Below are 26358 nucleotides of genomic sequence, written 5' to 3'. Positions count from 1 at the left end.
ATCACCTTCGATGAACGAAAACATGCAACAAACAGAAACAGTGATCCTCAGAAAAAAGGGATGGGCGCTTTGTTACTCAGGCTCCCACAACTCACGACGTTACTACACCTCAATGTCGTACTGCGGCAGGCTCGGCGCTTGGCCGGTGATGCTGCCGTCTGTAATAAACACCTTCTGCCCTACCCCTACGCTGGTGCCCTGCACTACCACGTTCACGCCGTTGCGCAGAGTCACGGTGCTGGTTCCGGTTGTGCTGTTGACGCTGACCACCGTGCCGACTGTGCGGCTGCCGCCCGGCAGCAGGCCGATGAAGCGTTTCCACGGGTTGACTGTTGCCACTACGCGACCTCCGCGTGATGCCGTTCAAGACGGACGCTTTGCTTGACTCGGCTTGCGCCGATGCCCTCTGCGGTGATCTCTGTGCTCAGGCACAGGCCGCGCCAGGTTTCGTCAACGTCGCGCACCTCACACAGCTGCGCGGGTGTGACCAGGCCGGGGGCGGTTTCTGCCGGGAAGAGCGGCAGGTTCAGGGTGACAATCTCCTGATTGCCGCCCTTACTGATCTCGGCAATGCCTCGGCTGCGGGCCACTTCGGTGCCGGTGATCCAGTCCGCGAACACGTCCGGCGCGGGGTTATCGCCTGCGGTACCGGCTCGGCGCACATCGACTGCGACGCCGTAGTTGGTGCCGCTGACATAGCAGCCATTCCACTCCGGTTGCGGCTGCCACTCACTGCCCCAGTCGCTGATGATTGCAGCGGGAATGATGCGGTCCATCACTGCGCTGGACCACTGCCAGACCGGCGCGCGGTAGCGCGGCAAGATGGTCAGCTCGTCACTGGCCATTGCAGGACTGACAACGCCGCCTGCCGTCTCGGCCAGTGAGGCGATCACCTGCATTGGCGTCTGGCTCTGGTAGCTGAACGCCCCTGCAGGCATGGTCCAGTCAGGCGGGCCGAGGGTGTAGCTTTCCCAATTCAGGGTGAAGCCGGTGTTGATCAGCTCATTGCTGGCGGCCAGCTCGGCGTTGATATCTGCCGAGTTCACCTGGCTGCGTGCTGGTGCGTAAGGCGCGGCCAGCAGCTGGGTGCGGCTGACGCCGGTGATGCCGTAGACTTCTTTGCCGAGCTGGCCAGTGCCGCTGTAGCGGTCGATCAGGAACACCCAGACGTGGCCATTGATGGCCACTTCCACTTCCTTCGGGCCGTTGGCATCTGGCCGCACCTGACTGAGCGACGTGTGCCCGAACAGGTTGGCCGAGAGCGTCCAGGCGAAGCTGTCGATATCACGCCCGATGCGCAGGTTTGTCGCCTCCAGCGGCACACGGTCGGGCAGCACCAGGAAGCTGACGCTGTTGGCGATCATGTAAGTCTCCAGAATATCCGGCTCGGCCGGCGGGGTGATAATGGTGATGGGGCCTTCGTAGTCCGGGTACTCGATGCCTGTCGGCACTGGGTCCAGCGGGGTTGCCCTGCCCCACAGCAAGCGGCTGAACAGGTTGACCCGGCGAGCGGGCCGCACCGGCATGCGGGTTGACGCATCCACTGGGCCGATCTGGCCGGCCACCGTCGCGGGCAGCTCAAAGGTGAAGAACACCGCACCGTTCACAGCTGGCGTGTACAGCCCTCCGTCGAACGCGAACGCCAACGGTTTCGGCGGCACATACAACTGGCTGCTCTGCTGCTGCAGCTTCCGGGCGCGATACTCAGCGCTGCGCTGATAGCGGCCACGGGTGGTCGCATCCTTGGCCGGCACGCGCGGGTTGTAGACCAGCCGCACCCGCCATTCGACCGGCTGGATGCTCTGATCCCACCCCGGCGCAACGCCCAAATCCTTGGCCGGCAGGTCACCCCATTGCGCGCGGCTTGCTGCACCATCCATAGCGCTGGCAGCGCCCCACTCCAGATCGTTGCTGCTGTCCTTCGCTGGCACCCCAGACCATGGCGCGCCGCGCTGCAGGTCGACAACTTGGCCGATGCCCCAGCCGGAAACACCAGCCGCATCGCGGTGGCCGACTGCGCTCCAGCTCGCATCGGCTCCCGCGTCTGCGGTTGCCGATGGGCGCGACCAGGTGCTGGTCAGGGACGTGACGAGGCTGGGGGGCAGTGCGTAGCCAGCATAGTTGCCGCCGAAATCAAACACCAACGGCAGCACAGGGACATACTGACCGCCCTCAAACTCAAAGACAGCCGTTGACGGCACATAGCTCATATCGTTACCAGCTGGAATTAGAGATATGGGCGAGCGCCCTTGTAAGGATGCCCTTCGCCGAGAGCTGACTGGAGCCCGAGCTCCCAAGCTACCCAGCCGTCAATTCGCTCAAGATCAGCGTCACTGATATCCGACGAGCCCGCCAAGATAGCGACGACATCAACATCAGCGCAGTCGCTTGTACTTCCGATAGTGTTTGAGCCAATGAGTATCGCGCCTGACGGAGTGTTGGAAGTGTTACCCGTCGTCAACCAGCCCGCATCTTCGGTATCCAACTCACCATCAACAAATAGTCGCAAGCGAGTCGCTGAATAGTCCGCGACAGTCGCAGCAAAGCTCCAAACGCCGTGCCGCTGAACACTACCGTTTACCCCATCATAGGAATCCGAGTCTCGCCGACGCCCCCCTGTTGAAGGACGGTTCTGGCCACCGGACTGAACACCACCCGCTGCCAATCCAAGGCGATAGGCTGACGCGTTATTCCGTGCGACGAAGATGGCTCGGTTGGCGGGGTCCGCATCTTCTCCGCGCTTCTTATAGACGGCGTAAACCCAGGCCTTGTTGACGTTACGAAACAAGTCGAGAACGTCACCGCTGTCGGCGTACAGCGTGTCGTTCAGTCCGTCGAACGCAATAACGCGCTTACCGCCAACAGACGCATCCGAGGCGACAATTACAGGCCTTGCACTGGAATCGGGTTGCCCGAAAGATCCGCCAAGAGAGCCTTTGTTATTTGCCCAAACGGCGGCACGACCAGCCACGTCTGTGATTTCGCTTTCCCAATCAAGCCAAACCTCTGGTGGCACAGCAAGATTCATCGGGGTCCACGGCACATCAGCGTATTGTACCGCCAAAGGCCCATGCGCAAGAGGCCGATAGTACCTAACAGCTTCCAGCATCGCAGTACCAACTGGCTGCGGGCCAATAGCTGCACTGTTCCACCAATCTGGCTCTGATGCCGGCAAGGTTCCCGCCTGCGTTACCCGGTATAGCCAGCCAACGAAACTCGTCGGGCGCACCAGTTCGCCTACAGCGACCACCATATTGGCTTCCCACTTGCTACCCCACTCGTCGATGGCCAGCGCGTAGATATCCGACTGGTACTGTGCCTGGATCAGCAGCTCCGCGAGCCCAGACTCATCACTGGTACCACTACCGGCAATGCGCCAAGTTCCATCTATTTGACGTTCAACGGCAACGATATGCCGTGGCGCAGGCAGGCTATCCACCCGCACCTGCGCCTGAAGCACACCGGCCAACAGATTCTCTTCACTCATCAGTCTGCATCCCCGCGAATCTGGATCTTGAACTGGTCGTCTTCAACCGTGCCTTGCCCGCTTACTACCGTTCGCACGATCCACATCGGCCCGAGGCAGGCATCGGTGTTGAAGCGCACCGCGTTGCTGGCAGCCCAACCACTACCCCAGCCGGCAGCCCGAATCACGAAGTACGGCGAGCCGGTAGCAGGGTTGATGGGTGCACAATCGCTGCCGGTGGTGCCGGTGGCGATCACACCCAGTTGCTCTTCAACCACATTGAACGTGGTGGAGCCGGTGAAAATGATTGCCCACTTGCCGCTGATGGCGCCGATATTGGTGATCTCGACCGGGTAGTTCAGCAGGTTGAACTGGGCGGTGGTGCTATTGCCCTGCTGGGTGTCGGTCCAGTTGGGTGCGCCGGTGTTCCACGTTTGCTGGGTGAACCAGTTGAATACCCGCGCCTGCAGGTCGCCCCAGGTCACGGCGCTACTGACCGCCGTTTCACCCGCTGGCATATCCCACGGCACAGGCGAGCCGATGCCGAGCGCGCCGGTAATCTGCACCTCGGTGCACACGGTCATGTGTTCTACGCGGTCGCGGATCACCAGCGGGCCGGTCAGCGGGTTGCCTTCGGCATCCACGGCGGTGAACGGGTCTGCCCAGGTCAACGTGCCCAGCTCGCGGTCAGTGGTGTACTGATCGGGGCGCAGGGCCACGCCGTTGGCGTCGAACACCTCAATGGCGGCCTGATAGATGCGCGGCAGCTGCACCGTGTCACCGGCCACCGGGGTGGCCTCTGCCTCAGCGGTGTGCTGGATCACCAGAACGTCGCCGTCACGGTACACCGGCACGCGGCCATCCGCTGGCAAACGCACCGGGGCCAGACCCAGCAGCTCTGCCGACATTGGCAAGCTGGTCTGCACAACGGCGTTGTACGTCAGCAGGGTTGCGATCACCGGCACATCGCTGGAGCCGGTTTCATCATCCGGGTTGGTGGTGAAGCGCATGCGGACGATGCCGGTCTGGCTGTCTACAGTGCCGCGCATGATGCCGTTGTTAATGGTGCCATTCAGGTCAGACGTTGCCGTAATGATCTGGGCCGTATCTGCCCGCACCGCCGTTACCTGCACGCTGGCAGGCCGTAGCGGCGCGCCCGGTGTGCGCCAGGTGGCATCGGTGGTGCCGAAGCCAGAGCGCGCAGTCAGGCAGGCCAGCACGGTGACGGAACCACTCAGGCCCGCCGGGTAGCTGGCCAGCGTGGCGATGCCGCTGGCGTAATCCACGGTGCCCACGGCGGTACCGGCGTTGGTGGTGGTGCTCAGCCCCTTGAACAGGATGCCGGCGCGATCCACATACGTCTCGCCGCCCCACTGCAGCAGCAGGCTGCCGGGCACGATGGCGTCGCTCACACCGGGCAGCAGATCCCACTGCAGGCCGGGCGCTGCCACGCTGTCGGTCTGGGCTGCGTAACTGGCACCGGATGCCTGCGCGCGCACCATGAGCGTGCCGCCGAATACTTCCTGCCGAGGCACAACGGTGGATGCCTGATACGGCACCCGAACCGGGCGCACGTTCGATTCAGTGCGGTACGCGGTGTAGTACTCGGTGTAGTCGTACTGCTGCTCCACCTTGAGGCTGAATGCGCCGGTGGTGTAGTTGATGCTGCCGGTGAAGCCCGTCCAGTTGCCGCTGCCATCGTCGTTGGCTTCGTAGTCCACCAGCACCGAGCCGGTGAAGCTGCCGCCGTTGGCGGGCAGTTTCTCGGTCTGGCTGGACTGCCAGCGGACCTGCACCGAGCCTGGCTGCAGCGGCGCGCCGGGAATGGTACCGGTGATGATGCCGCCTGCATCCGGGGTGCCGGTGAGCGGGGTGTCTACATCCACGCCAGCGCGGTCGTAATCAAACACAATGCTGCTGCCCTGATCCGGCGTGCTGGCCAGCGTGAGACTGACCGCCCCAGACAGATAAGCAATGGTGCCGGTACCGGCCGCACCACTCAGGGTGCCATCGCCCGCATCGAGCAGGGTCTTGCTGACGCCGCCCTGCAGCACGGTGACCACAACGCTGCCCGGCTCCACGCCCTCATACGGCAACTGGTGCTCAATGCGGATCTCGGGCGCAGTACCGCCACCAGTGTGGGTCTGCAGGTTATCGTCATTCTGGGCGACGTAGCTGTAGATCAAGCTGGTGTTCACGTCTGGCAGGGCGTTGAGGCTGATGCTCACCGCGCCAGTGGCAAAGTCCACAGTGCCGCTCCCCTCGCCCGACAGCTCGCCGTTGCCAAGGTCTTGCAGCTCATACCACTTGCCCAGCGCCATGAAGCTGACCGACAGCGTGCCGGGGCGCGGCTTTGCGTCTGCGAGGTTGAGCGTATAGGCAAAGCCTCGGGTGGCCAGCACAATCTCAATCTCGCCGGTGACGCTCTCGCCGGTCACGGCGGCGGCTGGCTGGTAGGTCAGGCTGGCCGCGCCAGTGTAGGTGCTGGCTCGATAGGCGTTGATCTCGCCGGTTTCGTAATCGACGGTGATGCGGGTAAAGCTGTTGGTGCCACTGCGCCAGGTCAGCTCGCCCTGCCCTTCGTCTGCGTACACGCCGCCGTTGATGCTGAGCGACAGGCTGCCCAAGGCCGCGCCGTGGGTGATGAAACTGCGGCTCTGGCCTGCAGCGACCTGCGTGAACGTAAGGCTGATGGTGCGGCTGTCTGGGCTGGCCGGGACAACGAAGCGCTTGCGCGCACCGCCCAGCTGGTTGGTGAGCGCGCTTTCTTTCACGGCGCTGGGTACCAGCTGCGAGTAAACGGAATCCACGTTGACGGTCATATCGCCAGCGGTGATCGCGGCAGCGAGGGGGCTGATGCCGTAATAGCGGGCCGAGTCTGCAACCTGCGTGGCCAGCACCACGCTCTTCGGTTCGTTGGCCAGGTTGCTGGGCGTGGTGCCGCCGGGCACGGCCTGGCCGCCAGGGAACTTGACCAGCAGCGGCGCAGTGATGGTGATCGAGAGACGGCGGCGGGTGAAGTTCACAAAGTTGCCGTTGCCGTAGTCGTAAACAAACTCCTCAAGCGAGGCTTCCAACGCCTGCACACGGATGTATTGCGTGCTGGAGCCGTTGGACAGCTGGAACACGTCGCCCACTTCTGGCACGCGGGCCTCTTGCCGCTGAATGCCGGTGATTGCGCGCTGGCCGGCGTACTGGTCGCCCAGCAGCTCAAACTGCGCGACGGTCGACGGCACTACATAGCCCTCGATCACAGAACGGGCGTCAGAGCGTTCATCGGTCTGGCTGTTGGAATTGAACAGCAGCACCGCGACACGCGGGTCAGCCGGGGCTTTGGTGACGATAGAGTGCGCGCCCAGATAGGCATCGGCATTCTCGGTCAGCACACCGGCAAACACCTTGCGCAGCGCGATGCGGCCGAGGGTGCGATCCAGCCGGCTGATATCGGGGAACAGGTTGTTCACCTCACCATCCACCACAGCATCGCCAGTGGCGCGTCGGTCAGGCGTTGGGACTTCAGGATTTTCACGTCATCGACGGTGATGGTCATGCTTTTCTCCGGGCATAAAAAAACCCTGCCGGGGCAGGGTTAAAAAATTCTTGATTTACTTGCTTAACAGCTACTTGTTCCGAGTTGACGGTGACAGTTTATGATTTTCGAATGCCGCGTGGGTGGGCTCACTCCCTTTACGCCATTCCGACGACAGGTAGACGCCCTTACACTTTTCCAAGAATTTCAGTGCGTCTTTTGCGTAGAGTCCCCTACTAACGAGCATCTCAAGAGCTTGATCCTCAGTAATAATTCCATCACGAATAGCCGCACCGATCTCACTCGCTTCTGACGCTTTAAATGACTGGTCCAGATTAATATCTGACGTTGCCGACATTGTTCGCGTGGAGTTACCCCTGAAGCTGTTAGACTCAAGATCAGCCACCCGCTTCGACAACCCTCTAGTCAGCATCAATATTTCGCTCAGCATGCTGTCCTCAGTTCTAGGTGGCGAAGGATCTGCGACTGGATTGTCTGCCAATGCCTGGCGTAGCTCAGCCTCAAAACTGGGCCAATAAACTTGGAAAACCTTTTCCAAGATAGCCTGGTCAAGCTTCTGGTCACCTAGGCATCCATTCAGAGTAGACAGCAAACTCCACATTCCGACTTTATCTAGACTGGTATGGTTGAACTGCGCTAGGGGCCCCTCGATGTCAGAAGCTTCTAGATCGATTAATACAGGACACACTCGGTTTGTGGTAAGCCCTTTGGCCAGCGCACCTGCCTCAAAAAGAATCCAAGGCTTCTCTTTATTGCTTTTCGTGAGACAAATTATACCGATAGACGCCTCTTGGAGTCGGCCTGATATCTCCGCGAACCATGCAGCACCACGATCAATGTCATGCGTAGAGATCCATGGCTCGGATGATTGAAGTGTGCACTTAATCCACCCTTTCAGCAGCTCAGCAACCGCCTGACTCGGCTGGCCAGACCAGCTAATGAATACTTTCATCTCAATCCCTTGGACAAGTGAAGAAAGCTCGATGATTGCACAGCTCCCGCAGCCAACACCACCACCGAAGTTAACGGTTGCTGTCTAGGCAGCCTTCACGCTTTAAGATCCGGGTCTAGCGGCGGCGCTACAGTGATCAGCCGCAGGGTCAGCTCGTACACGGTGTCAGCCATTTCCTGCGAGCGCTCGACTTGCTTGGCGGCAAGCGGCGGGCCATCTGCCCTGTTCCAGGTGACCCAATGCTGATCGCCGCGCGGCAGCACCAGCAGCATCTGGGCGCTGGGCTGGTCGCGTAGTGCTTCCAGCGCCCGCACGGTGGCCAGCGTGAACCACGCTCCTCCGTTGCTCTGCAGGGTGATCGGGCGCCCGTACAGCTTGACGCCTTCCTGAACCAGAAACGCACCGGACAAGCTGCGCTCCTGGCTCTGGGTAATGGCGTCCCACTCAAACTCATCTACCCACTCCAGCTGGTCGCCGGCCAAATCCGGGTCATCAGCCAGATCCACAGCGCCAAGGGTTAATGGCATCACACACTCCTCAATCCGGCTTGCTCAAGAATCCCCAGCAGCGCATCTTCCTGCCCTGACGCAACGCTCACATCCACCGAGCTACCGCGCGCCGTCTCCAGCCTGATGATCTTGCTGGGGGTGGCCGCTGCCGCCTCGGGCGCTGCTGCCGCTGTCGGAGCGGTTGCTGGGCCTGCGGCGTTGCGGTTCGCCCGGCGCGTTTCATCCGTAATGGACTGCAGCAGGGTCATGGCCTCGGCAATGTTGCGCACCGCCTCTTCATTGCCAGCGGCCTGCGCCTCAGCCATTTGCGCCTGCAGCTCACGCTGCCGGCTTTCCAACCGGCGGCGCTCAATGGCTTCGGTGTTGCCCTGCAGGCGGTCCAGCTCATCGCGCAGGCTGTCCAGCGTTGCACGGCTGCTGTTGCCCAGCTCCTGCATGCGCTGCTGGGCACCGGCAATCGCGGCGTCCAGCTGCTGCAGATCGGAGTCTTCCAGCAGCTCCAGCTCCTGCCGGGCTTGCTTGGCCTTCGCCGCAAAGTCCTTCAGGTCATTGCCGCCGGCTTCATACTCCTGCATCAGCGCCTGGACGGTTTGCTTCTGGTCCAGAAACTGCCGCTGGATTAGACGGCTGGCCGCAAGCGTCTCATCTGCCCAGCGCGCGAACGGGCTACGGAAGCGATCGTTCAGGTTGTCCTGAATATCGGCCAACTGGTCGTTGACGATGTTCAGCGATGCCGCCGTGCCGTCAATGCTGCTGGTGTCCAGGTCGATATCAACGTTGCTGATGCCCTTGAGCGCATCGAACGCTTCCAGCGCCTTCTCGCTCAGCTCGGCCAGCGGCGCGCGGGCAGCGGTCATCACCTCATCAAAGAAGGTGCTGAACGCATCACGGAACACCGCTTGCTGCTCTGCCCGCGCATCTGCAGCAGCCTGCTCAGCTGCTGCCTGCTCGGCCAGCGCATCGGTCACCGCCTGCAGTTGACGCTCCAGATTAGACTGGGCGTCTGCCTGAGTGCCGGTGGATTTGGTCAGCCGCTGCTGCTGCTTTTCCAGATCCTTGATGGCCTTGTTGTACTGATCAACCGAGAGCTTGCCATCCTCATACAACTTGCTGATGGCTGTGCGCAGTTTGCTGATATCAACGTCAGTCTTGGCGTTGCTGATGGCCTTCTGTGCGCCGGCGAAGTCTTCCAGCTCGTCGATCAGATCAGAGAGGGACTTTGCCGTTTTCTCGGCTTCGCCCCCTACTTCGTCCAGCTTATCGGCAACAATGCCGAGCCCGGCGGCGTATTCCTGCTGGGTGATGGCACCGTCTTGGTATGCACTCAGCATGGCCGCGCGCAGGCCTTGCAGCTGCTCAACAGTGGTAGCGGTGTCGATCAGCTTTTGGGCTTCGGCAAAGTCCGCAATGGCCTTAGTGCCAGTAACTGCAGCATCAATGGCGGCGTTTGCCATGACCTGCTGGGCGATGACCATTTCATCAGCGAGCGCCTGATGCATCATCCGCTGTTGGTCAGTCTCGCTTTTGACCGCCTGGGTTACGTCCCGCGCGCCCTGCACCTGATGCCGGGTGGTCACATCCCAAGCATTGCGAATGCTTTCGCCGGACTGCTCGATCTGATTGACCAGCGCGCCCTGCAGCATTGTGATCTCGCCGCGGGCGTTGGTGATCCTCTCTTTCAGGGAATCCAGATTGAAGGCGTCAGCAATGGCCTCCCCTGCTGCCAGAAACGGGTCAGCGATGTTCTTCGCCAGTGTCACGGCTGCAAGGCCGATTGCCGCGAAGCCAGCCACCAGCCCCTGAAACAGGGTGGTGAAGGGGGCCACAAACAGCTGCACCCGCATGCGGGCATCGTCCAGCTTGGCACCCAGATCGCTCAGCCAGGCGCCTGCCTTGTCGCTCAGCTCGCTGAGGTCGAAGTCGGCAATGTCACCGATGAAGCGCTTAACCCACTCCGACGCCTCGATGAAAGCATCAGACAGCGTGGTCGCCAACTGATCCAGCTTGCCGTCACGATCCATCTGGTCGATGGCGTCGGCCACGCCCAAAAGCTGCTGCTTGACGTAATCGAGCGCGCCGCTTTCGCCAATGCGGTTTAGGAAGCCATCAAACACATCGCGCAGGTTGCTCACGATACCTACCAGCCGCGTCATGTTCGCAGCTGCAGCACCCTCCGCGTCGCGACCGATCTCTTCGATCAACTGCCGGATAACATCACGGCCAAGCTTGCCCTTGCTGGCCAGCTCTTCGACCTTAGCAGCCGTCTGGCCGGTGACTTTCGCAAGCATTTCCCACGCAGGCACGCCGCGCTCGACTAGCTGCAGGATCTCCTCAGTCTGCAGCTTCTGCTTGGCCCAGGCTTGGCCGAGAGCCGACGAGATGCCGGTCAGCTTTTCCAGGCCGCCACCAAGCTTCTGCGACTGGTCAGTAACTGCCTGCAGAGTGCCATCCATGGGGTCAAGGCCATAAGCCTTGAGCAGCGTGAACGCTTCGGTTACGTCCTGCAGCTGGAGCGGCGTGTCCTTTGCAAACCGCGTGATCCACTCCGTCGCCCGCTCACCACCTTCAACAGACCCCATTAGTGCCTCAAGCTGGGTCCGCATTCCTTCAAACTTATCGCCTGTTTCAAGCATCTTGAAGATGCCATCGCGCACCAGATTCAGGCCTTTCTGTACCAGGCCAAACGCGGCATTCAGCGAGATATAGGCCGCAGCAAAGGCCAGCACCTGCCTGGCACCGGAGGACATAGCCGCACGGGCGGCATCAACGCGCGAGCGATACTCGGATGACGCCCGCGACACTCGCCGCAACTCGGCTTCCAGGCGCCGCACCTCATCGGTGTTGTCACCTACTGCCGCCTTGGCCTTGGCCAGCTCGGCGGCTAGCCGCTTCTCTTCGTTGGCCAAGTCTGCCGTATCAATACCCGCATCACGGGCGGCGGCCTCCTGATCGCTCAGGCTGGCGTTCAGTGCGGCCACTTGCTTGGACAGCTTGCGGCCTTCGCGCTCGGCTTCTTTGAGAGACTGTGCCAGACCCGCAGCGCCCGGGGATTGGTTCAGCGCCTCACGCAGCTCCCGCACCTGCAGGTCATTCTGCACCAGCGCCTGCTCTGCCTGCTCGGCAGCGCGCTGGGTTTGCTTCAGGCTCTCAGCCAAGCCACGGGCGGACTTTGCCCGGTCAAACTCGTCACGCAGGCTCTGGCTCTGTGACTGCACATCCTCCAGCGCCTTGGCCGCTTTGCGGGCCTCGGGCGACAGATCATCCTTGCCGCGCAAGATGAACTGAATCAGGCGGTCTTTGATGCCAGCCATGGGTTTTCTCCGGACATAAAAAACCCCGCATTGAGCGGGGTATAAAAAGGCTATCTGGTAGCTCTGGGATGGCCTGCTAGAGGCTCTGCTCTACCCGCGTGCAACTACGGGCAGGGTGGCTTGCAGCTGCCGGGCCAAGCCCTGCAGCACCTGCAATACCGATTCACGCCAGCGTATCTGCTGCACTGGCGTACCGTCTGAGTGCCGCTTGGCGGTGTCCAGAATCACACCGTGCTTGCGCCCCTCTGGCGTCAACTCCCAACGGTGCTTGCCTTTGGCGTATTCAAAGCGGCGCTGCAAGCCAACCTGAGCCAGCAACTTATTCATGGCATTGGCGCTCATGCCGTGCTTCTTACCCAGCTCGGTGGCCGTGTAGTGCAGCTCCTGCTCCTGATTGACCAGCCCGGTGATACCAAGCAGCGCCATTGGTGCAACCCCGGTTTGCTTCTCTACCGCCTTGTTGGTGTAAAGCAACAGCTGGTTGCCCTGCAGCCCGTATGCCGAGCCAAGCGCCATCATGCTGGCGTTGACCTTGACGATTCCCTCAAGAATCTCAGCTCGACTGCTCTGAAACTCCCGGATCGCGCCCTGGGTGAACTCGCCGTTGGCAGCAACATGGTAGGCGCCGGTTTTGCGGATGCTGGGGAGCACCTCTGCCGTCACCCACTTTTTGAAGCGCTTCGCCTCAGCCTTACGGCTGCGAAGGATCAGGCTGTAGAGCCCTGACTCATTGATCAAGATCGGCTTGCGACCCGAACCCGAATACTCTTCGTGTTCACATTTTTCGTCGCTATCCAATCCAAGCAAGGCCTTATTGGTGTCGCTCAGCAAAAGCGCCGCGCAGACATCAACGGCGAAGAACCATGGCTGATCATCAATCAGCAGGGTGCGCACTTCGCGGACATCAAACCTAAACGGAATCACGTTGCTCATGCCGCTTGCCCCCGTTCTGCTGGTTTGCCCAAAAGCTTGATGAGTATCTCTACCTGGCTTTGCAGCAGCCACACACTGTCCAGCATGTGTTTCTGCACCACACTGCCATCCTCCACCGCCACAAACAGCAGCGTAGCCATTGCCTCTAGGCGCGATGCCACGCAGTGAAGCGGGTCGTTGATCTGGTCCAGACTGGTGATACCCCGCACATTGAGCGCCTCTTCCGGGGAGATACAGAATGTCTCGTCTGCTTGCGGTGCAAGCGATTGTCTGTTAGCGTTCGCCATGTGATCGATCCCTAAGTTGATTACATTATCTAAAGCCCCTGACGTTGCCGCGTCGGGGGCTTTCTCTTTTATGCCGCCTGCTTGCTTTCGTCCAGCGTCTGGCATCGCTCCAACTCCCTTACCAATTGTGCGTTCATTGATCTTCCACTATGTTTTGCCTTTGCCTTGAGCCAAGCGGCAACATCATGAGGAAGGCGTATCTGCGTCCTGTATTTCATGCTGCCCCCTTTGAGTGACACAGCTGTCACTATAACCACTTAACGGATAGTGTCAAGATTAGTGACATGAAAGAAGAAATTTACAGATCTCAATTCCGGCTTCCATACGAGCTGTATGAGAAGCTCAAGGAAGCTGCCGACAAAAGCGGATCATCGGTCAATGCTGAGTTGGTATTGCGACTGCAACAAAGCTTCGACAACCCCGACGAACAGCTCAAGAAAATACAAAACAAGCTAGCCGTTCAGGAGCTCAAAGCGATGCTTTCTGAAGCGAGCCTAACCGTTGGCATGATGAACTTGCTCACCAAGGTCGACACGCAAACGCCAGAAACAGCAGAAGCGGCTGAGGAGCTTTTCAATTCACTCCGAAACCGCCTTGCGAACCTCGGCGATCTTGAGCAGCGAGTCGAGGAAATAACGTCCTCGATCATTACGGAATAGCGGTTTAACCCGCGAATAAAAAACCCTGCCATAAGCAGGGTCTATAATCGCGGCGAAGGCTAATTCCAAGAGACAACACACCCAAGTTTGTCGACATAAATATAAAGACGCCCAGGGTATACCCACTGGTCATTGCCATGAGAGCCGCCATTTATCCGTAAAGGCGCACCAAGCGCTTTACGAAGCTGTTCGGTGTTCATGCCGATCAGCGCCCTCTCTTGCACGATTGCCGTGCGAATCTCTCGGTCACTCAGGTCGCTGCACTGGTAGCCAGCACCGACCACATTGATGCGAGAGCCCCCACTCGAACTCCTCTCGGGCAGCACTCCAACGTCGCCCCAAGGAATGTAATCCGAATTCCCGCTTGGCGGGTCGTTTCTTGCGTCAACAGGATCACCGCCAGAGCCGTCCGGGCAGGCCTGCTGGCTAAACACCGTGCTGCCGTCAGCACCCACACACCTGTAAACCTGCGCATACCCCGGCGCGTGCAGCGCCAATGCAGCCAGTCCAACAACTACACATGCCATCCTTGCAGCCATAAGGTGCCCTCCTTTCAACTGAGGGCACCTTAGCACATCACTCACACCATCAAGCCGCCATATCCATCTGGCAGAACTTGCTGATGCCGGTACCGGTAATGCGGTCGTCGGCCAGCGCTTCGCCCGGGATCTCCAGCTTCAGGTATTCCTGACCGAAGGCTTGCATCTGGCTGACAAGGCCCAGCTTCACGCGATGCACGCGCAGGCTGTAGGGCTCGCCCGACTGAGCGTCGTTCAGGCCAGCAATGTAAATCTCCAGCTCGACCGCAGGCGCCGTCAGCATCTGAATGACGCTGGCACCGCGCGGGGTGTAGCTGGCTTTGACGCCGGCGCTGGTGATGTTGGTTGTGCTCAACACGATGATGCCGTGCTGGTTCAGCAGGTAGTCGGTACCGGCAACCAGTGCAGTGTCTGACGCCGTTTTCAGCACCGGGGCAACCGTGAGGTCCGGCAGGTGCTTGAACGGAATCAGCTCACCCAGCACACCGGCGCAGGCCAGGGCTTCATCCGGAATGGGGGTGGTGTCGACCTCGGTCACCGTCGCCCGGGTGGCACGCGCGATGTTCTCAGGCGTGAGATCCCACAGGCCGAGGGTGGTGTTCACGTCCGTCACGCGATCACGGACGTTACGGTTGCCGCCACCGCCACGATAGTTCGGCAGGGCAATGCGGTTGGTCTGGTAGGAGATGTTGAAGACATCGCAGTTGCCGATATCCAGCAGTGCATCCTGGCTCTGATAGGCGCGGGCGTACGCAATGCCCTCACCGATAAACGAACGATCTACTTGTGCCATGAGGAGGTCCTCCCGTTAGGCCTTGGCGGCTGGCTCGGCCTTCTCAGGCGTGGCCGGCTGTTTGGCGGTTGCTTCGGTGGGCTTGGCAACAAACCCGTTTTTGATGGCGTGGGCGGCCACATCCGGCGGCAGATTCTGCTCGCCCTTTGGATAGGCCACGACCTTGCCGCCCGCATTCCAATTGAATGGTGCGGTGACGTTGTGCTTCGGCATGATTGCCTCCGGTTATTTGAGGGGTTGTTGGTAGTTGATTTGCAGCTGCATGACGTGGGCGGCCCACTGACGACCGGGCGCTGGCGGCAACGAGGACTCGCTGGGCATGGCAACCTGTTGCACACCCTGAACAGTCAGCCCTGCCTTCTGCCCTGCCAGCGCGACTTTCACTGCAAGCCGCCCAGCCCGCATCGCCGGCGCGAAAGCCCGCAGCTTGGTGACCAAGGTCACGCTTACCGTGGTTTGCTCGCGCACACCGGCGTCGCCGACGCGCTGCAACTCCTGCGTGTCGCCTGGCTGCAGGATGATGAAGCTGTCCGGCAGCGCGGGATCGGCCTCATCCAGCACCCGCAGCACGCTGTCTTCAAACACCAGCGAGCCAAAGTCGGGCACCGCCGCCAACCGCTGTTCCAGCTCTGCAAGCAGCAGGCTCTGTACGTCAGCAGGCATATCAGGGCCTCACGTAGAAGGTGATCAGGGAACCGTCATCAGACTCAATGCCGTCCAGGTGCATGGTTTTGCCGGCGATCAGCTTGACCGGCTCGCCCGCATTGCTGCGGAATGCGCCCTTGCGGTCGTAGCTGCCCAGCGCGCCTTTCAGCACGCAGATGGTGATCACGCGATCAACAGCACCGGACAGGTCGTTGATGCGCTCGACGTCCTGCTCGACGATGGCATCGATCCCCTCAACCGCAACCGAACCGGATGCGGTGAGGAAGTCGACGCGCCCATCCTTGAGCGAGTCCAGCAGGGTGGCGTCCATGTCGCCTGCCAGATCAGCGAAGCTGGCCACGGTCAGATGGTCAGCGTGCGCACCGCCAGCGGCTTGGTGCACAGGTGCAGCGGGTTGGACTGCGCCTCGCCCGCGATACCCTTATCAAAAGGCATGCGCTCCAGCTTGGCGTAGTACGGCAGGCCCTCGGTATTGACCGTTTCCATATAGTCAGCCGGGGCAAAGGCGCTGATGCACAGATCCGGCACACCTTCCGGCACCAGACGGGCCTCGTTGTCAGCCACGAAGGGCTTGCCGCCCAGCTGGCCGCGATAGCGCTCCCAGAGAATGCCGCCAAACTCGAAGGCCTTGCGACGATCCCCACGCAGAGCGCTGGCAGCCTCGCTGGCCAGATAGGTCTCGCGCACGTTCTTGTGGGAGATCAGGTTGTTCCAGAAGGTCTTACCACACCAGGCGTGAGCGCCGGTGCCAGTGAGCGCGCCCAATGCATCCTCCTGAACATCCAGCACCTCAACACATTTAGCGCTGACATCCGTGTCGGGATTGCCCAACTCAAAAGAGAACGCCTTGGGACGGGTCAGGCCAAAGCGCTGGAAGATATCCAGCAAAGGCGTCTTGCCATCGGCATCCAGCACCAGACCATTGATAGCGCCAACGCGCTGGTACTCATGAGTAACGTCCAGGCTCATCTGCGCCTTGTTAAGACGACGCTCAATAACACGCTGCGCCTGCTGCAGCTCGGTGGTGCTACCCACCGCGCGAATACCCTGGATCTCATCAGCGAGCACCTTAAAGGTCTGCGGCAGGTGCACGGTGTTGAACGGGATCAGATTGCGCTTGTCGGCAAGCACTGTCAGACCGACGCTGCCGCGTTCACCGGCAGGTACGAGTGCCAGAGTGGTGCCGTCCTTTTCGATCTGGACAACAGTGGAGTTGACGCCCTGTTCAGAGAACAGGCCCGAGGCACCGATCTGGCCGGCAACCTGCGGAGTGTCATTGATGACAGCCAACAGCGCCATTACGCCGAAGGCTTCATCTTCAAAAAGGGAAATCTCAGCCATGGTGGGCTCCTTGCAATAAAAAACCCCGCGATAGCGGGGTTGAGGGGTGAACAGTCAGATCAGCTCTGCTGGCTTGGGTCAGGGGCGGATGACGATGCCAAGCGCTGCGAGATCCGTGCGCCCGCTTGCATCTAAGCCAGTCAACAGCCGCTCGGTGACTTCCGCGTCGCGCACTACGCCGACTGCCATGGCATCCACATCGGTGGCGTCCACCGGGCCATACAGAATGGCAGAGGCAGTGCGGCGACCATCGTCGGTGCCGTCATCGTCGTACGCCACGTACTCACCCAGGTTGGCCGTCACCTCCAGCGTGAAAGCGTCGCCCTCGACAAAATCGGTGCTGCCATCAGCCAGAGTGAAACCAAGGCCTGCGGCCTCAAACGCCTCGCCCACCTCACCGGTACCGACCACCGTGCCATTCGATGCGGTGACCTCGAAGGTTCCACCGTTGGCCGCAGCTTCAGTGATGGTCAGCAGGTAAGTGCCAGACACCGCGTCACTGCTGATGGCGATGCTGCCGATGGTGCCGTTGCCGGTGTTACCCCCTGCAGCCGTTGGCACCATAGCGTTGGCGGCGGTGATCATGGCCAACAAGGTGCCAGCAGCCAGTTGACCGGCACCTTTGACGATCACAATGTTTTCTCGGCTACGCGCACCGTTGGCCTCCGAAAGGAGGAATTCACCGGCGTGCACGCCTTCGGTTTTAATGCTCATGCTTGCGCTCCTTTCGAGGCAGTTTGCTGATTACGCCGCTTGGCATACACGGCGCCAGGATCGACCGCCTTCGCACTGGGCGCGGGCTGATCGTCCACCTTGGGGTGGTTGGTGATTTCAACCTGGCCGCTGTTGGCGACCAGCTTGTCGAAGAGCTTGCTGCGGGCCACATCGACCGTGGCGCTGGCTTTGATCAGATCAGCGGCCATGCCTGCTTGCTTGGCGAGCACGCAAAGCGCCTTCACATCCTTGGCCTGTTTCACCGCAGCCATGACGGCCGCTTCATCCTTCAGGCCGCTGGCTTTAATGATCACATCTGCGTGATCAGCTATGCCTGCCTTGCTGCACTCGGCAACGGCCAGTGCGGCCAGCGCGGCCTTTTCCGGATCGTTGCTGTTCTGCGGCTCAGCAGTGGCTGGCTCATCCGTCGGCGGCACATCCGGATCAGCAGGCTGCTCCGGTTCCTTCTCAACCTGCGCACGTACCGAGTCGGGCATATTGCGGTAACGATTGAGGATGCGCAGGCTGGTGGTGTTGCTGACGCTGCCGGCACCGGTGAGCACCTCATCGACAAACCCCATGTCCTTGGCTTCGCTGGCGGTGAGCCAAGTCTCGGCATTGATCATGCGTCGCAACTCGGCTTCGTCGATACTCAACTGGCGATGCTGAAAACTGGCGACGATGCCCTCCACCATCTGATCCATGATGTCGGCGATCTTGCGAAACTCCTCGCTGTCGCCAGCGGCCCAGGTCCAAGGGTTGTGCATCATCAGCATGGCGTTGTCATGCATCTGCACCCGGTGGGCACCCATGGCCACGATGCCAGCAGAACTCAGAGCGAAGCCGTCAATGCGGGCAGTGACCCGTTCGCCGAGACGTTGCAGAGCGTTATGGATAGCGAACCCGTCGCCCACCTCCCCACCGATGCTGTTGATGGCGATTACGATGGGGCGCTGGCCATCGTCGGCGTTTTTCAGTTCAGCCAGGAACTGCTCAGCCGATTTGCCCCAATCTCCGATCTCGCCGTAGATCTCGATCTCCAGCGGCTGGCTGGCATCTTCTGTGCCAGCGTTGTTGATCCGGTACCAACCGCCGTCCGAGCTGCGAGTGCCGGACCCCTTGTTCATGATGCGCCACGGCAACAAAGCCGCAGCGGCCATTGCCATGGCGATGATGTGCTGCCAGTGCTTCTTCATGGTTTGTCTTCCTCGTCGGTGGTGCCCCCGTCGCCAGTGTCCTGAACAGCCGAGGTGTCGGTTTTGTAACTGAGGCCGAGGCGCTTGGCCCGGGCGTTGTCTTGGGCGTTCTCGTTGTCGATCACTTCCGCGTCATACCCCGTGCGCAGCGCATGTTCACTGCGGCTCAGCAGACCTGCTCCGATCTCAAGGATCTTGCCTTGCACGTCCTGCACCGGGTGGTGATATGCCCAGCCCTGCGGAATCCAGCGTGTGCGCCGATAATCCCGGTACCGCGTTGGGTACTCCGGCAGATCAAGCGCGCCGGATAGGTATGCCGTGTCCAGCCAGGCAATACGCACTGGGCGGCAAAGCTGGTGCACATAGACCGAAAATTGCAGCTGCTCAATGCGGCGCCGAAAGTCGTTCAACAGAATGCGCAGCACCCGGTCGCTGATGTCCTTCATGTCGCCAGTGAGCAGCTCATAGGGCAGCTCTACGCCGGCGGCTGCGGCCTGCAGCTGCTGCCGCATGAAGTCGACGTAGGTGTTGCCGGCGTCCGGCGGGTCGGAGAACTCAATCTCCTCGCCCTCCAGCAGCTCCTGCATTGAACCGGGCTCAAGGGCAACCATCGGTGTGCCGTCAGCAGCGGTGACAATCCGCTCGCCTGTTACCGGGTCCACCTCTGGCGGGCCTTCTGAAGGTGGCTTCTTAATGAAGCCGGCAAACAGGTTGCTGACCTCCTGCCGGAACAGCACCGCGTCGTCGTAGTTATCCAACGACTTGAGCCGCAGCAGCACAGGTGTCAGGCGCGGGATACCGCGCAGCTGTCCGGCCTCCAACAGCTCGTAAACGTGCAGTACCTGGTCAGCCGGAATCCGATGCAGCGCGTTGTAGCCAGCAATTTGAGCGCCGCTGTCACCGGGGTTCTGCTGATACATCCAGTAAGCAACCCGCTTGCCGACTGCATCAAACTCGATACCGGCCCGCACTACGTTGCCGCGTCGGGTTTTGAAGTTGCGGTCAATCGGCACAAACTCAGCTGGCAGAACCTGCAGTTGGAACGGCACCGCCAACCCATCACTGTCGCGCCGGTAGCGGTAGCGCACGAAGCACTCGCCGGCCTCTTCCACCATTCGGCCGATCAGGGCCTGCAGACCGTAGAAGTCGGTGCGCTCATCCGCATCGGCTTCGTCGCACCAGTCCTCCCAACACTCCTGCAACAGCGAGCGAATCGCGTCGTCCTTGATCTGCGGGCGCGGCGTGATGCCTGTACCGATGATGTTGGTGACGCGCTTGCTGATGGCCGACAGTGCGTATGGGTCGTTTCTGACCGCTGCGCGGCTGCGACGGCGGAGCAACGGCAACGCCGGCAATGCAACGCTGTTGAGTGCCGCTGCTGGGGCCTCCCAGCCCTTGTCGCGTCGGCCAGTCCCTGCGCCGTCATAACTGTTGCGGATACGTTGCGGGGTAACTCGGATTCTGCTCATCAGATGCCCTTGCCCCCGTGATACAACCGCACTGTGCGTGAGCGGCCAGCCTTGCCTGCGCTTTCGCGCGACAGTTGTTTGATGTACTCGGCCTCCAGCATCCGCAGGCTGGCCAGCTCGGCACGCTGCAGCTCGCGGTCGCCCTTGCGGGTCCGCTGGCCTTTCTTCAGGACTTCATCGATCTGCGCCCGAACACCGTCCAGGCGCTGCTGTGCAGTGCTCATGATTTGCCCCTTGATCTATCTGCGGGACAGGTACCCGCTGCGGGAAGTGCGACGCCGCGCTGCCGCAGGTGCAGGCGCGGGTGGTTTGGGCTCTGGCTTGCTGGGCACCTCTGACGATTCCTGCGGATCATCATCAGCCGGTGCAGGGGCTGTGATATCAGCTGGCTCGCTGAACAGGCTGCGCTGGCTGAAGGCCGTGCGTAGCCGCTCCCAGTCAGCCACGCTGTAACGCGGAATGCTCAGGTAATGCGCCATGGCCAGGTTATAAACCAGCAGGTCGAGACCTTCGTTTCGGTCAGCCTTGGCCTTGGTCCACTCCACGCGCCGGTATCCACGCACATAGCGGGTGATCTTCCGCTCGGCCACGCACTGCGCGTAGAAGTCGTCCGGCAGGTCGTTAGAAAAGTGCAGCGCGCCCGGCCCTTCCTTGAGGCCATACCGGTTGTAGATCCAGTCCTTAGCGGTGTCGGTACCGATCAACCACAGCTCGGCACCCTCTTTCTCGGTGGTCCCCTTCCATGTCACGTCGACCTTGGAAGGTCGCTGTGCAATCACAGGCCGCCCGGTCTTGCTCGCACCCTTCACCGCGAAGATGTTGCGCCAGCGCCGCAGGCGGCAGAACTGGTAAACCTCTTGCGTGTGGTGGCCACCGGAGTCGATAGGTGCAGCGCGAATCGATAGTTCAATGCCAGAGGCATGCAGGTATCGGCGCTTCAGCTCTTCATCCAGCTGCGCCCAGGTACGGTCATCCTCTGGCCGGCCCTGAATCACCTTGTGATCCACAACCCAGCGTTCCAGCCCTTCGCCCCAGCCGATCACCAGCATCTCAAGCCGGTCGTCTTGGGTATCCACTGCTGCAGTCAGCAGCATGGCCAGCGCAGGCACGGTACCCAGCCGATAATCCTCGGCCCGCTTTTGCAGCTCCTCGGCCTTGGTCATCTCCTGCGCGCTGTCCCAGACCTCTGCCAAGCGGGTGTTGTAGAACACCTGCATGGGCTCAAGGTCACCCTTTGCCAGGGCGGCAGCCGCCTTGTCGTACTGACGGGCCAGATCTACCCAGCTCTTCCAGCCCAGCGGCATGTAAAGGGCAGACAGCGTGAAGCTGACCGTCTCGCCATCGCCTGACGAATGGGCTCGCCATTCGCCCTTGGCCAGCATCTCGGCCTTGTGGTGCTCTTCGATAAAGGCACCCTGCCCGCTGCAATGTTCGTTGCAGCAGACCATGCCAGCCCAGCTGTAGTCTTTGGCCCACTTTAGGTTCTGCCACTCCAGGTGCTGGTACTCGCCGCAGTACGGGCAAGGCACGTAGTAGTGGCGCTGATCGCCCTGCTCAAACAGGTCAGTGATGCGCGAGGCACCCTTAACCGTTGGCGAGCTGGAAAAGTAGAACTTGGCGTTGCGGCCAAAGGTGGAACCGCGGGCCTCGGCCAGCTCGACCGGGTCGCCTTCGTTCTGAACGTCAACGTCCCAGCGGTCCACCTCATCGCCGTACACATACCGGGCCGATACTTCCGCCAGGTTGGCAGCGGAGCCTGCCGTGGTGACGTACAGCGTGCCGCCTTCAAATTCCTTTGTGTCCATCGTGTTGCGCGAGTCGCGTGACCGCGAAACAGCCACTTTCTCGCGCAGCGCTGGCGACGCCTTGACCGTCTTGTCGATACGGCCGCTGACCCGCTTGGCCAGGCCGAGGCTGGGCAGCAGCGTCAGGATGTTCGACGGCGCCATGTGAATCACGCCACCAATCCAGTTCAGCGCGATCTGCGTCTTCATCATCTGCGAGGCGACCTTGGTCACCACGCGCTTGGCCGGGTGTGCTGGCGACAAGCAGCGCATCGGCTCGCGGGCGTAGGGCGTGCGGTCAGTCCGGTATGGCCCTGGCTCGGCTGCCCCAGTATCACGCGGAATCCGCATGTACTCGTCGGCCCACTCATCAATCCAAAGTTCGGGGTCTGGCTCCAGCCCACGACATAACGCCGAGCGGTACTGCTCGGCACCGTCCGCGTAGTCAATGTTCATAGGTTCAGCTCAGTGTTTGCAGCACCCGCTCCAGATCCGCCGCGCTCAGTCGGCTTGCATCCTCCAGCACTCGCCGCAGATGGGTAGTCAGTACCCGTTCCAGTTCCCACGGGTCAGTGATGGCCGCCAGCTCTGGCGCAACCTGCTTGGGCAGCCCCAGCACCAGATCGCGCAGCGCGCGCCCGGCAGCAAAAGCCGTTTCTTCCACCGCCTGACGCTCAACCAGGCTGCCGGCTGCCTTACGGGCTTCGCTCTCGGCAAGCTGCGCCAGATAGTGCTCCCGCTGTGCGCGGGATGACTGGTAATCGTATTGGCCGGACGGCTTAGCACCCGGCGGCGCAGTGTCTGCAGGGGCGTTAGGTGCTACGTGAGCGCCGACGCCCTTCTCCACACGGTCGCGCTGGTGACGCTCGGCAACGCCCGCCTTGCTTGGGTCCGCACTGGCCTCCAGCAAGGCGCGCGTCTCGTCCACCAACACCTTGCCGGATTCATCCAGCACCAGCCGCCCCTGCTTAGCCAGCTTGGAGACATAGGCCTTAGAGCAGCCCATCAGCGCCGCAAACTCGGACTTACTGGCTGTCTGCATACCGTCACCCGTTAACCGTTAACCACTCCCGGTTAACCAGTTCACCCTGTTAACTAACTCTCACGCCCTCCCGCTAACGAGAAAACGCGAGCCGAATAACCCTTGCCCGTTTCGGCGCCCCAGGGGCCCCGGCCACCCTGCCGGACACCTCGGGCCAGCAGCCCGCTCACCTACCCCGCGAACCGCTCGATGGCCCGCCCGATGGCGTTCTCCACCAGCGCATCATTCTCGGCCACCCGCCGGACGACGCGGTGGAAGTCGAAGCGGGCCGAGTAGTTGGGTTGCCTAACGAACAGAAGCACCAAAGCGAGAGTCTTGCCTCTTCGCTCAGCGATACCAATGGGGCGTTTGCCACGCTTCATCACGAAGAACGCCTTCGCGTGGCCCTTCTTCAGGGAGCGTGCGCTCTGGGTTGCAACGATGGTCGAGCCTGATGGGTTGTCTGCACCAAGCCCCGATAGAATCTGCTGCATGTGGCCGCGCGACATATTGCCGTGTGCATCCATGCGGGCACCCGGCCCCGGAGCCAGAAACATGCCCGAAGGCAGAATGCCCTGCTCTCGCAGCCGGTACTCCGACCGTTTGACCGAGCGCGCACCGCCGTAGACTTGCGGCTCAAACCACGCCTCGGGCGCCTGGCCACCGCCTGCCCCATCTTTCTCGTCCTTCACCCACACCGCCGCTTCTGGGGCCGATGGCTTGGCACGCAGCAGCCTGAATGCGTTCAGGGTAAAGCGCGTGGGCCTGTCGAATGCAGTGCGGGCCTCGGCCTGCAGCATCTTGATGGCCTCGCCGCCAACCTCGTTGACCGCCCATGCCAGTGCCGGATTGGCCTGCTTGCCCAGCTTCGCCAGATCTGCCAGCGCGTCATCCAGGTCGGTGACCCTGATGGCGCCTTGCATTACTCGTCCGACCTCTGCGCGGGCCGCGTAGGCACCTCCCACACCCCAGCCCGCTTAGCGGCCCAGCGCTCGAACAGGCTGCTCGCCACATCACCGCCCAACATCGCGGAGAAGATGCACAGGGCCGCGCTGAGGTACGGGTGGACCGACAGGGCAAACGCACCCATGAACACCGCAATGCCAACCAGCCCGGCAGCGCCGAAGCGCATACCGATACGTGCAGCAATCTGCCGCCAGCTCAGGTTGATCAGCGCGGAGGCTCGCAGCATCTCGCCACTAAGCCCGGATGCCAAGGCCAGGAGAATCGCCATCCACAACGGGATCTCGGCAATCGCCTTGCCGATGGGTGCAGGGTTGCTTGGGTCAGACATGCGGCCTCCGCGAGTTGAATAAAAAACCCAGCCGAGTGGCTGGGTAAAAAGATCTATAACTTGGTCTGCTGTACTGGCTTCATGCTACCTTTTTGATTGCTGCCGTGGAGGCAGCGCCAACTAAAAGGAATCGGTATGGCCAAATACAAAATTGCTCACATCAGGGAGCAGGGGCAAGACATGATCATCGTCCCGCTAGATTCATCGTTTAATCTCAAATCCCAGCACGATCAGAATGAAGTAATGGACGCTCTACAAGCAGCCGCAACCTCTGCAGGCCTCGCTGGGCATGTAGTTCTCATCTGGAAGAACAGCAATACCGTGCGCTTTATGGCGCCGCCACAATGGCATCCGTTCTTCAAAAGCCCAGGCATCTATCAGCTAGTGATGTCCAACCTAAACAAAGAGCTCACAATTTACTGAACCTATCGCTGCCGGTCTGTTCGACTGGCAGCAACTTTTCTTCCTTAGCTCTTTCCGTAGCCATGCTCAACACAGCTAGGATCTCATCGATACGGCCATTTTTTCGATGAGACAAAGCCGTCATACCTAACTCCGGGCTTTGTGACCAAATCACCTCACCACCGTCGTCCAGTATTCGAACTTGCATTCTGATTCTCCAGAGCCGACAAAGCGTTGCACTGATATCCTGGCATTAAAAACCCCGCCGAAGCGGGGTTTGGAATAGGTGCCCTCAGATGAGGGCGGTGACCGGCAGGGTTGACCGGTCGGAGCGACACAGCACTATCGCCTTTGGCATCGTGACCCGCCACAGACGCAACGAGACACAACGTACACGCTTTGTACCCCCAGAGGCCCAAGGCGTAAACCGGCATTTAACGCCTGATCGGGAACGCTGCCGCCATCCTGCGACGATCCTGCGGCAATCCTGTTTTTGCCCTGATGAACGGTCATGCGGCCCGCTCCCGATCAGCAGCTTCCTTGATCGCCCTTGCAACTTCACGCTGCATCCGCGCACGCTGCTGCGCCAGGGCAATCGCGGGCTCCGTGCGCCGTGCGGCCTTTCGCACCTCTGCCAGCCACTTCGCCCGCACCTTCTCCGCCTGCACTCCCTTGGCCTCCAGCGCCGCCATCATGGCTGCTCCCGGTAGCACTTCCAGCAGCTCGGCGTGCAGCCGATTGAGTCGAGCCCGGTAAGTGTTGCGCGAGCACGCCAACCGGAGGTACTGCTCTGCTAGCGGCAGCATCACCTGAGCCACATAGCGCACCTCAGCCAGCGCGGTCAGTTCGCGCCCCTTCGAGCCCTGAGCATCGATCTCAGCCAATGCCTGCGCAACCGCCTCACTCAGCTGGCTTTGCACCACATGCTGCTCCACCAGCGACAGACAGCGGTGCCCGCCAACACCCGGCGCAGCTTCGTCGACGTGCCCCAGCACACACGGCACAGCAACCTCACCGATCGGGCTGGCCTGCTGCTGCCCCCACTCCACCAGAATCGCCTCGATTGTTGGATTCATTCAGCCCCCCCGCGGCAGCATTGCCATTTCAACCCGCTCGATCATCGCAGCCCCTCCCAATCAGCCTATATCCAGACCGTCAACGGCCCGCGCCACTCGATCCAGCGAGTCCGAAATAGAGCTCAAATCATTGCCTACCCGCTGCAAGCCAGCGAGATTGGTGGCGGAATGGAAATCGGCGGCGCAGGTCTGCATGAACGCAGCCACCAGCCCCGGATTAGCTGCCGCAAAACCATCACCAAACTGAGCGTCAATCTCGCGCACAGCTTCGCGCATGTAATGCGCAGCAGTGCCTGACGCCTGATCCACAAGAACCTCAAAACTTGCATCGACTGTTGGAACCATTGTTTACCCCTCCAGTTAAGGTTGTGACACTGGTGACACGGAAAAAACCTT

29 protein-coding genes are annotated in these 26358 nt (G+C 61.0%); 2 read left to right on the top strand and 27 right to left on the bottom strand.

The window, feature by feature from the left end; all coding sequences use genetic code 11:
• Nucleotides 1-102: 102 nt before the first annotated feature.
• The 10 genes from ACKPCU_RS10470 to ACKPCU_RS10425 form a co-directional block, all read right to left on the bottom strand.
• Nucleotides 103-339 carry a hypothetical protein gene (locus tag ACKPCU_RS10470; protein WP_321346481.1) on the bottom strand — a complete coding sequence of 79 codons (237 nt, stop codon included), beginning with the start codon at nucleotides 337-339 and terminating at the stop codon, nucleotides 103-105.
• A complete protein-coding gene (locus tag ACKPCU_RS10465) occupies nucleotides 339-2210 on the bottom strand; it encodes a hypothetical protein (protein ID WP_321346479.1) in 1872 nt (623 codons plus the stop codon). Before ACKPCU_RS10465 ends, ACKPCU_RS10470 begins: the two co-directional genes overlap by 1 nt.
• Nucleotides 2211-2227: 17 nt before the next feature.
• Nucleotides 2228-3487 (bottom strand): hypothetical protein, encoded by a 1260-nt coding sequence (locus ACKPCU_RS10460; RefSeq protein ID WP_321346478.1) that lies wholly within the window; start codon nucleotides 3485-3487, stop codon nucleotides 2228-2230.
• Complete coding sequence (locus ACKPCU_RS10455) at nucleotides 3487-6930, bottom strand: hypothetical protein (protein ID WP_321346476.1); 3444 nt, start codon at nucleotides 6928-6930, stop codon at nucleotides 3487-3489. Before ACKPCU_RS10455 ends, ACKPCU_RS10460 begins: the two co-directional genes overlap by 1 nt.
• A gap of 156 nt (nucleotides 6931-7086) precedes the next feature.
• A complete protein-coding gene (locus tag ACKPCU_RS10450) occupies nucleotides 7087-7968 on the bottom strand; it encodes a toll/interleukin-1 receptor domain-containing protein (RefSeq protein WP_321346475.1) in 882 nt (293 codons plus the stop codon).
• A 95-nt stretch (nucleotides 7969-8063) separates the two neighbouring features.
• The gene (locus ACKPCU_RS10445; RefSeq protein ID WP_321346473.1) at nucleotides 8064-8495 is read right to left on the bottom strand and encodes a hypothetical protein; all 432 of its coding nucleotides are present in this window, start codon (nucleotides 8493-8495) and stop codon (nucleotides 8064-8066) included.
• Nucleotides 8495-11788 (bottom strand): tape measure protein, encoded by a 3294-nt coding sequence (locus ACKPCU_RS10440; protein ID WP_321346471.1) that lies wholly within the window; start codon nucleotides 11786-11788, stop codon nucleotides 8495-8497. The genes ACKPCU_RS10445 and ACKPCU_RS10440 overlap by 1 nt, the downstream gene beginning before the upstream one ends.
• A gap of 90 nt (nucleotides 11789-11878) precedes the next feature.
• On the bottom strand, nucleotides 11879-12721 hold the full coding sequence (locus tag ACKPCU_RS10435) for a BRO-N domain-containing protein (protein ID WP_321346469.1): 843 nt from the start codon (nucleotides 12719-12721) through the stop codon (nucleotides 11879-11881).
• Nucleotides 12718-13113 carry a hypothetical protein gene (locus ACKPCU_RS10430; RefSeq protein ID WP_321346467.1) on the bottom strand — a complete coding sequence of 132 codons (396 nt, stop codon included), beginning with the start codon at nucleotides 13111-13113 and terminating at the stop codon, nucleotides 12718-12720. The genes ACKPCU_RS10435 and ACKPCU_RS10430 overlap by 4 nt, the downstream gene beginning before the upstream one ends.
• On the bottom strand, nucleotides 13077-13226 hold the full coding sequence (locus ACKPCU_RS10425) for an Arc family DNA-binding protein (RefSeq protein WP_407651744.1): 150 nt from the start codon (nucleotides 13224-13226) through the stop codon (nucleotides 13077-13079). The genes ACKPCU_RS10430 and ACKPCU_RS10425 overlap by 37 nt, the downstream gene beginning before the upstream one ends.
• 66 nt (nucleotides 13227-13292) lie before the next feature.
• On the opposite strand from ACKPCU_RS10425, the gene ACKPCU_RS10420 reads away from it, so the two are divergent.
• The gene (locus tag ACKPCU_RS10420; RefSeq protein WP_321346465.1) at nucleotides 13293-13667 is read left to right on the top strand and encodes an Arc family DNA-binding protein; all 375 of its coding nucleotides are present in this window, start codon (nucleotides 13293-13295) and stop codon (nucleotides 13665-13667) included.
• Nucleotides 13668-13726: 59 nt separating this feature from the next.
• On the opposite strand, the gene ACKPCU_RS10415 is transcribed toward ACKPCU_RS10420, so the two are convergent.
• The 14 genes from ACKPCU_RS10415 to ACKPCU_RS10350 form a co-directional block, all read right to left on the bottom strand.
• Nucleotides 13727-14206: a DUF4124 domain-containing protein gene (locus ACKPCU_RS10415; protein ID WP_321346464.1), complete on the bottom strand. Its 480-nt coding sequence runs from the start codon at nucleotides 14204-14206 to the stop codon at nucleotides 13727-13729.
• Between the two features lie 49 nt (nucleotides 14207-14255).
• Entirely contained in the window at nucleotides 14256-14999 is a 744-nt protein-coding gene (locus ACKPCU_RS10410) for a phage tail tube protein (RefSeq protein WP_321346463.1), read from the bottom strand.
• Between the two features lie 15 nt (nucleotides 15000-15014).
• On the bottom strand, nucleotides 15015-15212 hold the full coding sequence (locus ACKPCU_RS10405; protein ID WP_321346461.1) for a hypothetical protein: 198 nt from the start codon (nucleotides 15210-15212) through the stop codon (nucleotides 15015-15017).
• A gap of 12 nt (nucleotides 15213-15224) precedes the next feature.
• Entirely contained in the window at nucleotides 15225-15662 is a 438-nt protein-coding gene (locus ACKPCU_RS10400) for a hypothetical protein (protein WP_321346459.1), read from the bottom strand.
• 1 nt (nucleotide 15663) lies between these two features.
• A complete protein-coding gene (locus tag ACKPCU_RS10395; protein WP_321346457.1) occupies nucleotides 15664-16005 on the bottom strand; it encodes a hypothetical protein in 342 nt (113 codons plus the stop codon).
• A gap of 2 nt (nucleotides 16006-16007) precedes the next feature.
• Nucleotides 16008-17006, bottom strand: coding sequence for a major capsid protein (locus ACKPCU_RS10390; RefSeq protein WP_321346455.1), 999 nt, complete (start codon nucleotides 17004-17006; stop codon nucleotides 16008-16010).
• A 78-nt stretch (nucleotides 17007-17084) separates the two neighbouring features.
• Nucleotides 17085-17720, bottom strand: a complete 636-nt coding sequence (locus ACKPCU_RS10385) for a head decoration protein (RefSeq protein ID WP_321346453.1) — start codon at nucleotides 17718-17720, stop codon at nucleotides 17085-17087.
• Nucleotides 17717-18916 carry a head maturation protease, ClpP-related gene (locus ACKPCU_RS10380; RefSeq protein WP_321346451.1) on the bottom strand — a complete coding sequence of 400 codons (1200 nt, stop codon included), beginning with the start codon at nucleotides 18914-18916 and terminating at the stop codon, nucleotides 17717-17719. Before ACKPCU_RS10380 ends, ACKPCU_RS10385 begins: the two co-directional genes overlap by 4 nt.
• A complete protein-coding gene (locus ACKPCU_RS10375) occupies nucleotides 18913-20385 on the bottom strand; it encodes a phage portal protein (RefSeq protein WP_321346449.1) in 1473 nt (490 codons plus the stop codon). The genes ACKPCU_RS10380 and ACKPCU_RS10375 overlap by 4 nt, the downstream gene beginning before the upstream one ends.
• The gene (locus tag ACKPCU_RS10370) at nucleotides 20385-20609 is read right to left on the bottom strand and encodes a hypothetical protein (protein WP_269687200.1); all 225 of its coding nucleotides are present in this window, start codon (nucleotides 20607-20609) and stop codon (nucleotides 20385-20387) included. The genes ACKPCU_RS10375 and ACKPCU_RS10370 overlap by 1 nt, the downstream gene beginning before the upstream one ends.
• Before the next feature lie 15 nt (nucleotides 20610-20624).
• On the bottom strand, nucleotides 20625-22625 hold the full coding sequence (locus tag ACKPCU_RS10365) for a phage terminase large subunit family protein (protein ID WP_321346446.1): 2001 nt from the start codon (nucleotides 22623-22625) through the stop codon (nucleotides 20625-20627).
• Between the two features lie 4 nt (nucleotides 22626-22629).
• Complete coding sequence (locus tag ACKPCU_RS10360) at nucleotides 22630-23211, bottom strand: terminase small subunit (protein WP_321346445.1); 582 nt, start codon at nucleotides 23209-23211, stop codon at nucleotides 22630-22632.
• 170 nt (nucleotides 23212-23381) lie between these two features.
• Nucleotides 23382-24113 carry a hypothetical protein gene (locus ACKPCU_RS10355; RefSeq protein WP_321346444.1) on the bottom strand — a complete coding sequence of 244 codons (732 nt, stop codon included), beginning with the start codon at nucleotides 24111-24113 and terminating at the stop codon, nucleotides 23382-23384.
• Entirely contained in the window at nucleotides 24113-24484 is a 372-nt protein-coding gene (locus ACKPCU_RS10350; protein ID WP_321346443.1) for a phage holin family protein, read from the bottom strand. The genes ACKPCU_RS10355 and ACKPCU_RS10350 overlap by 1 nt, the downstream gene beginning before the upstream one ends.
• A gap of 135 nt (nucleotides 24485-24619) precedes the next feature.
• Between ACKPCU_RS10350 and ACKPCU_RS10345 the strand changes: the two genes are divergently transcribed.
• A complete protein-coding gene (locus ACKPCU_RS10345; RefSeq protein WP_321346442.1) occupies nucleotides 24620-24907 on the top strand; it encodes a hypothetical protein in 288 nt (95 codons plus the stop codon).
• On the opposite strand, the gene ACKPCU_RS10340 is transcribed toward ACKPCU_RS10345, so the two are convergent.
• The 3 genes from ACKPCU_RS10340 to ACKPCU_RS10330 all read right to left on the bottom strand — a co-directional run bounded on the left by ACKPCU_RS10340 (nucleotide 24894) and on the right by ACKPCU_RS10330 (nucleotide 26307).
• A complete protein-coding gene (locus ACKPCU_RS10340) occupies nucleotides 24894-25094 on the bottom strand; it encodes a hypothetical protein (RefSeq protein ID WP_321346440.1) in 201 nt (66 codons plus the stop codon). The genes ACKPCU_RS10345 and ACKPCU_RS10340 overlap by 14 nt on opposite strands.
• 301 nt (nucleotides 25095-25395) lie before the next feature.
• Nucleotides 25396-25962 (bottom strand): hypothetical protein, encoded by a 567-nt coding sequence (locus ACKPCU_RS10335; RefSeq protein ID WP_321346438.1) that lies wholly within the window; start codon nucleotides 25960-25962, stop codon nucleotides 25396-25398.
• 60 nt (nucleotides 25963-26022) lie between these two features.
• On the bottom strand, nucleotides 26023-26307 hold the full coding sequence (locus tag ACKPCU_RS10330; RefSeq protein ID WP_321346436.1) for a hypothetical protein: 285 nt from the start codon (nucleotides 26305-26307) through the stop codon (nucleotides 26023-26025).
• Between the last annotated feature and the right edge of the window lie 51 nt (nucleotides 26308-26358).

The sequence above is a fragment of the Halopseudomonas oceani genome (genome assembly GCF_963677335.1).
Lineage (GTDB): Bacteria > Pseudomonadota > Gammaproteobacteria > Pseudomonadales > Pseudomonadaceae > Halopseudomonas > Halopseudomonas oceani.
The sequence above is the reverse complement of the archived record's forward strand: the minus strand, read 5'-3'. Positions and strand labels throughout refer to the sequence as shown.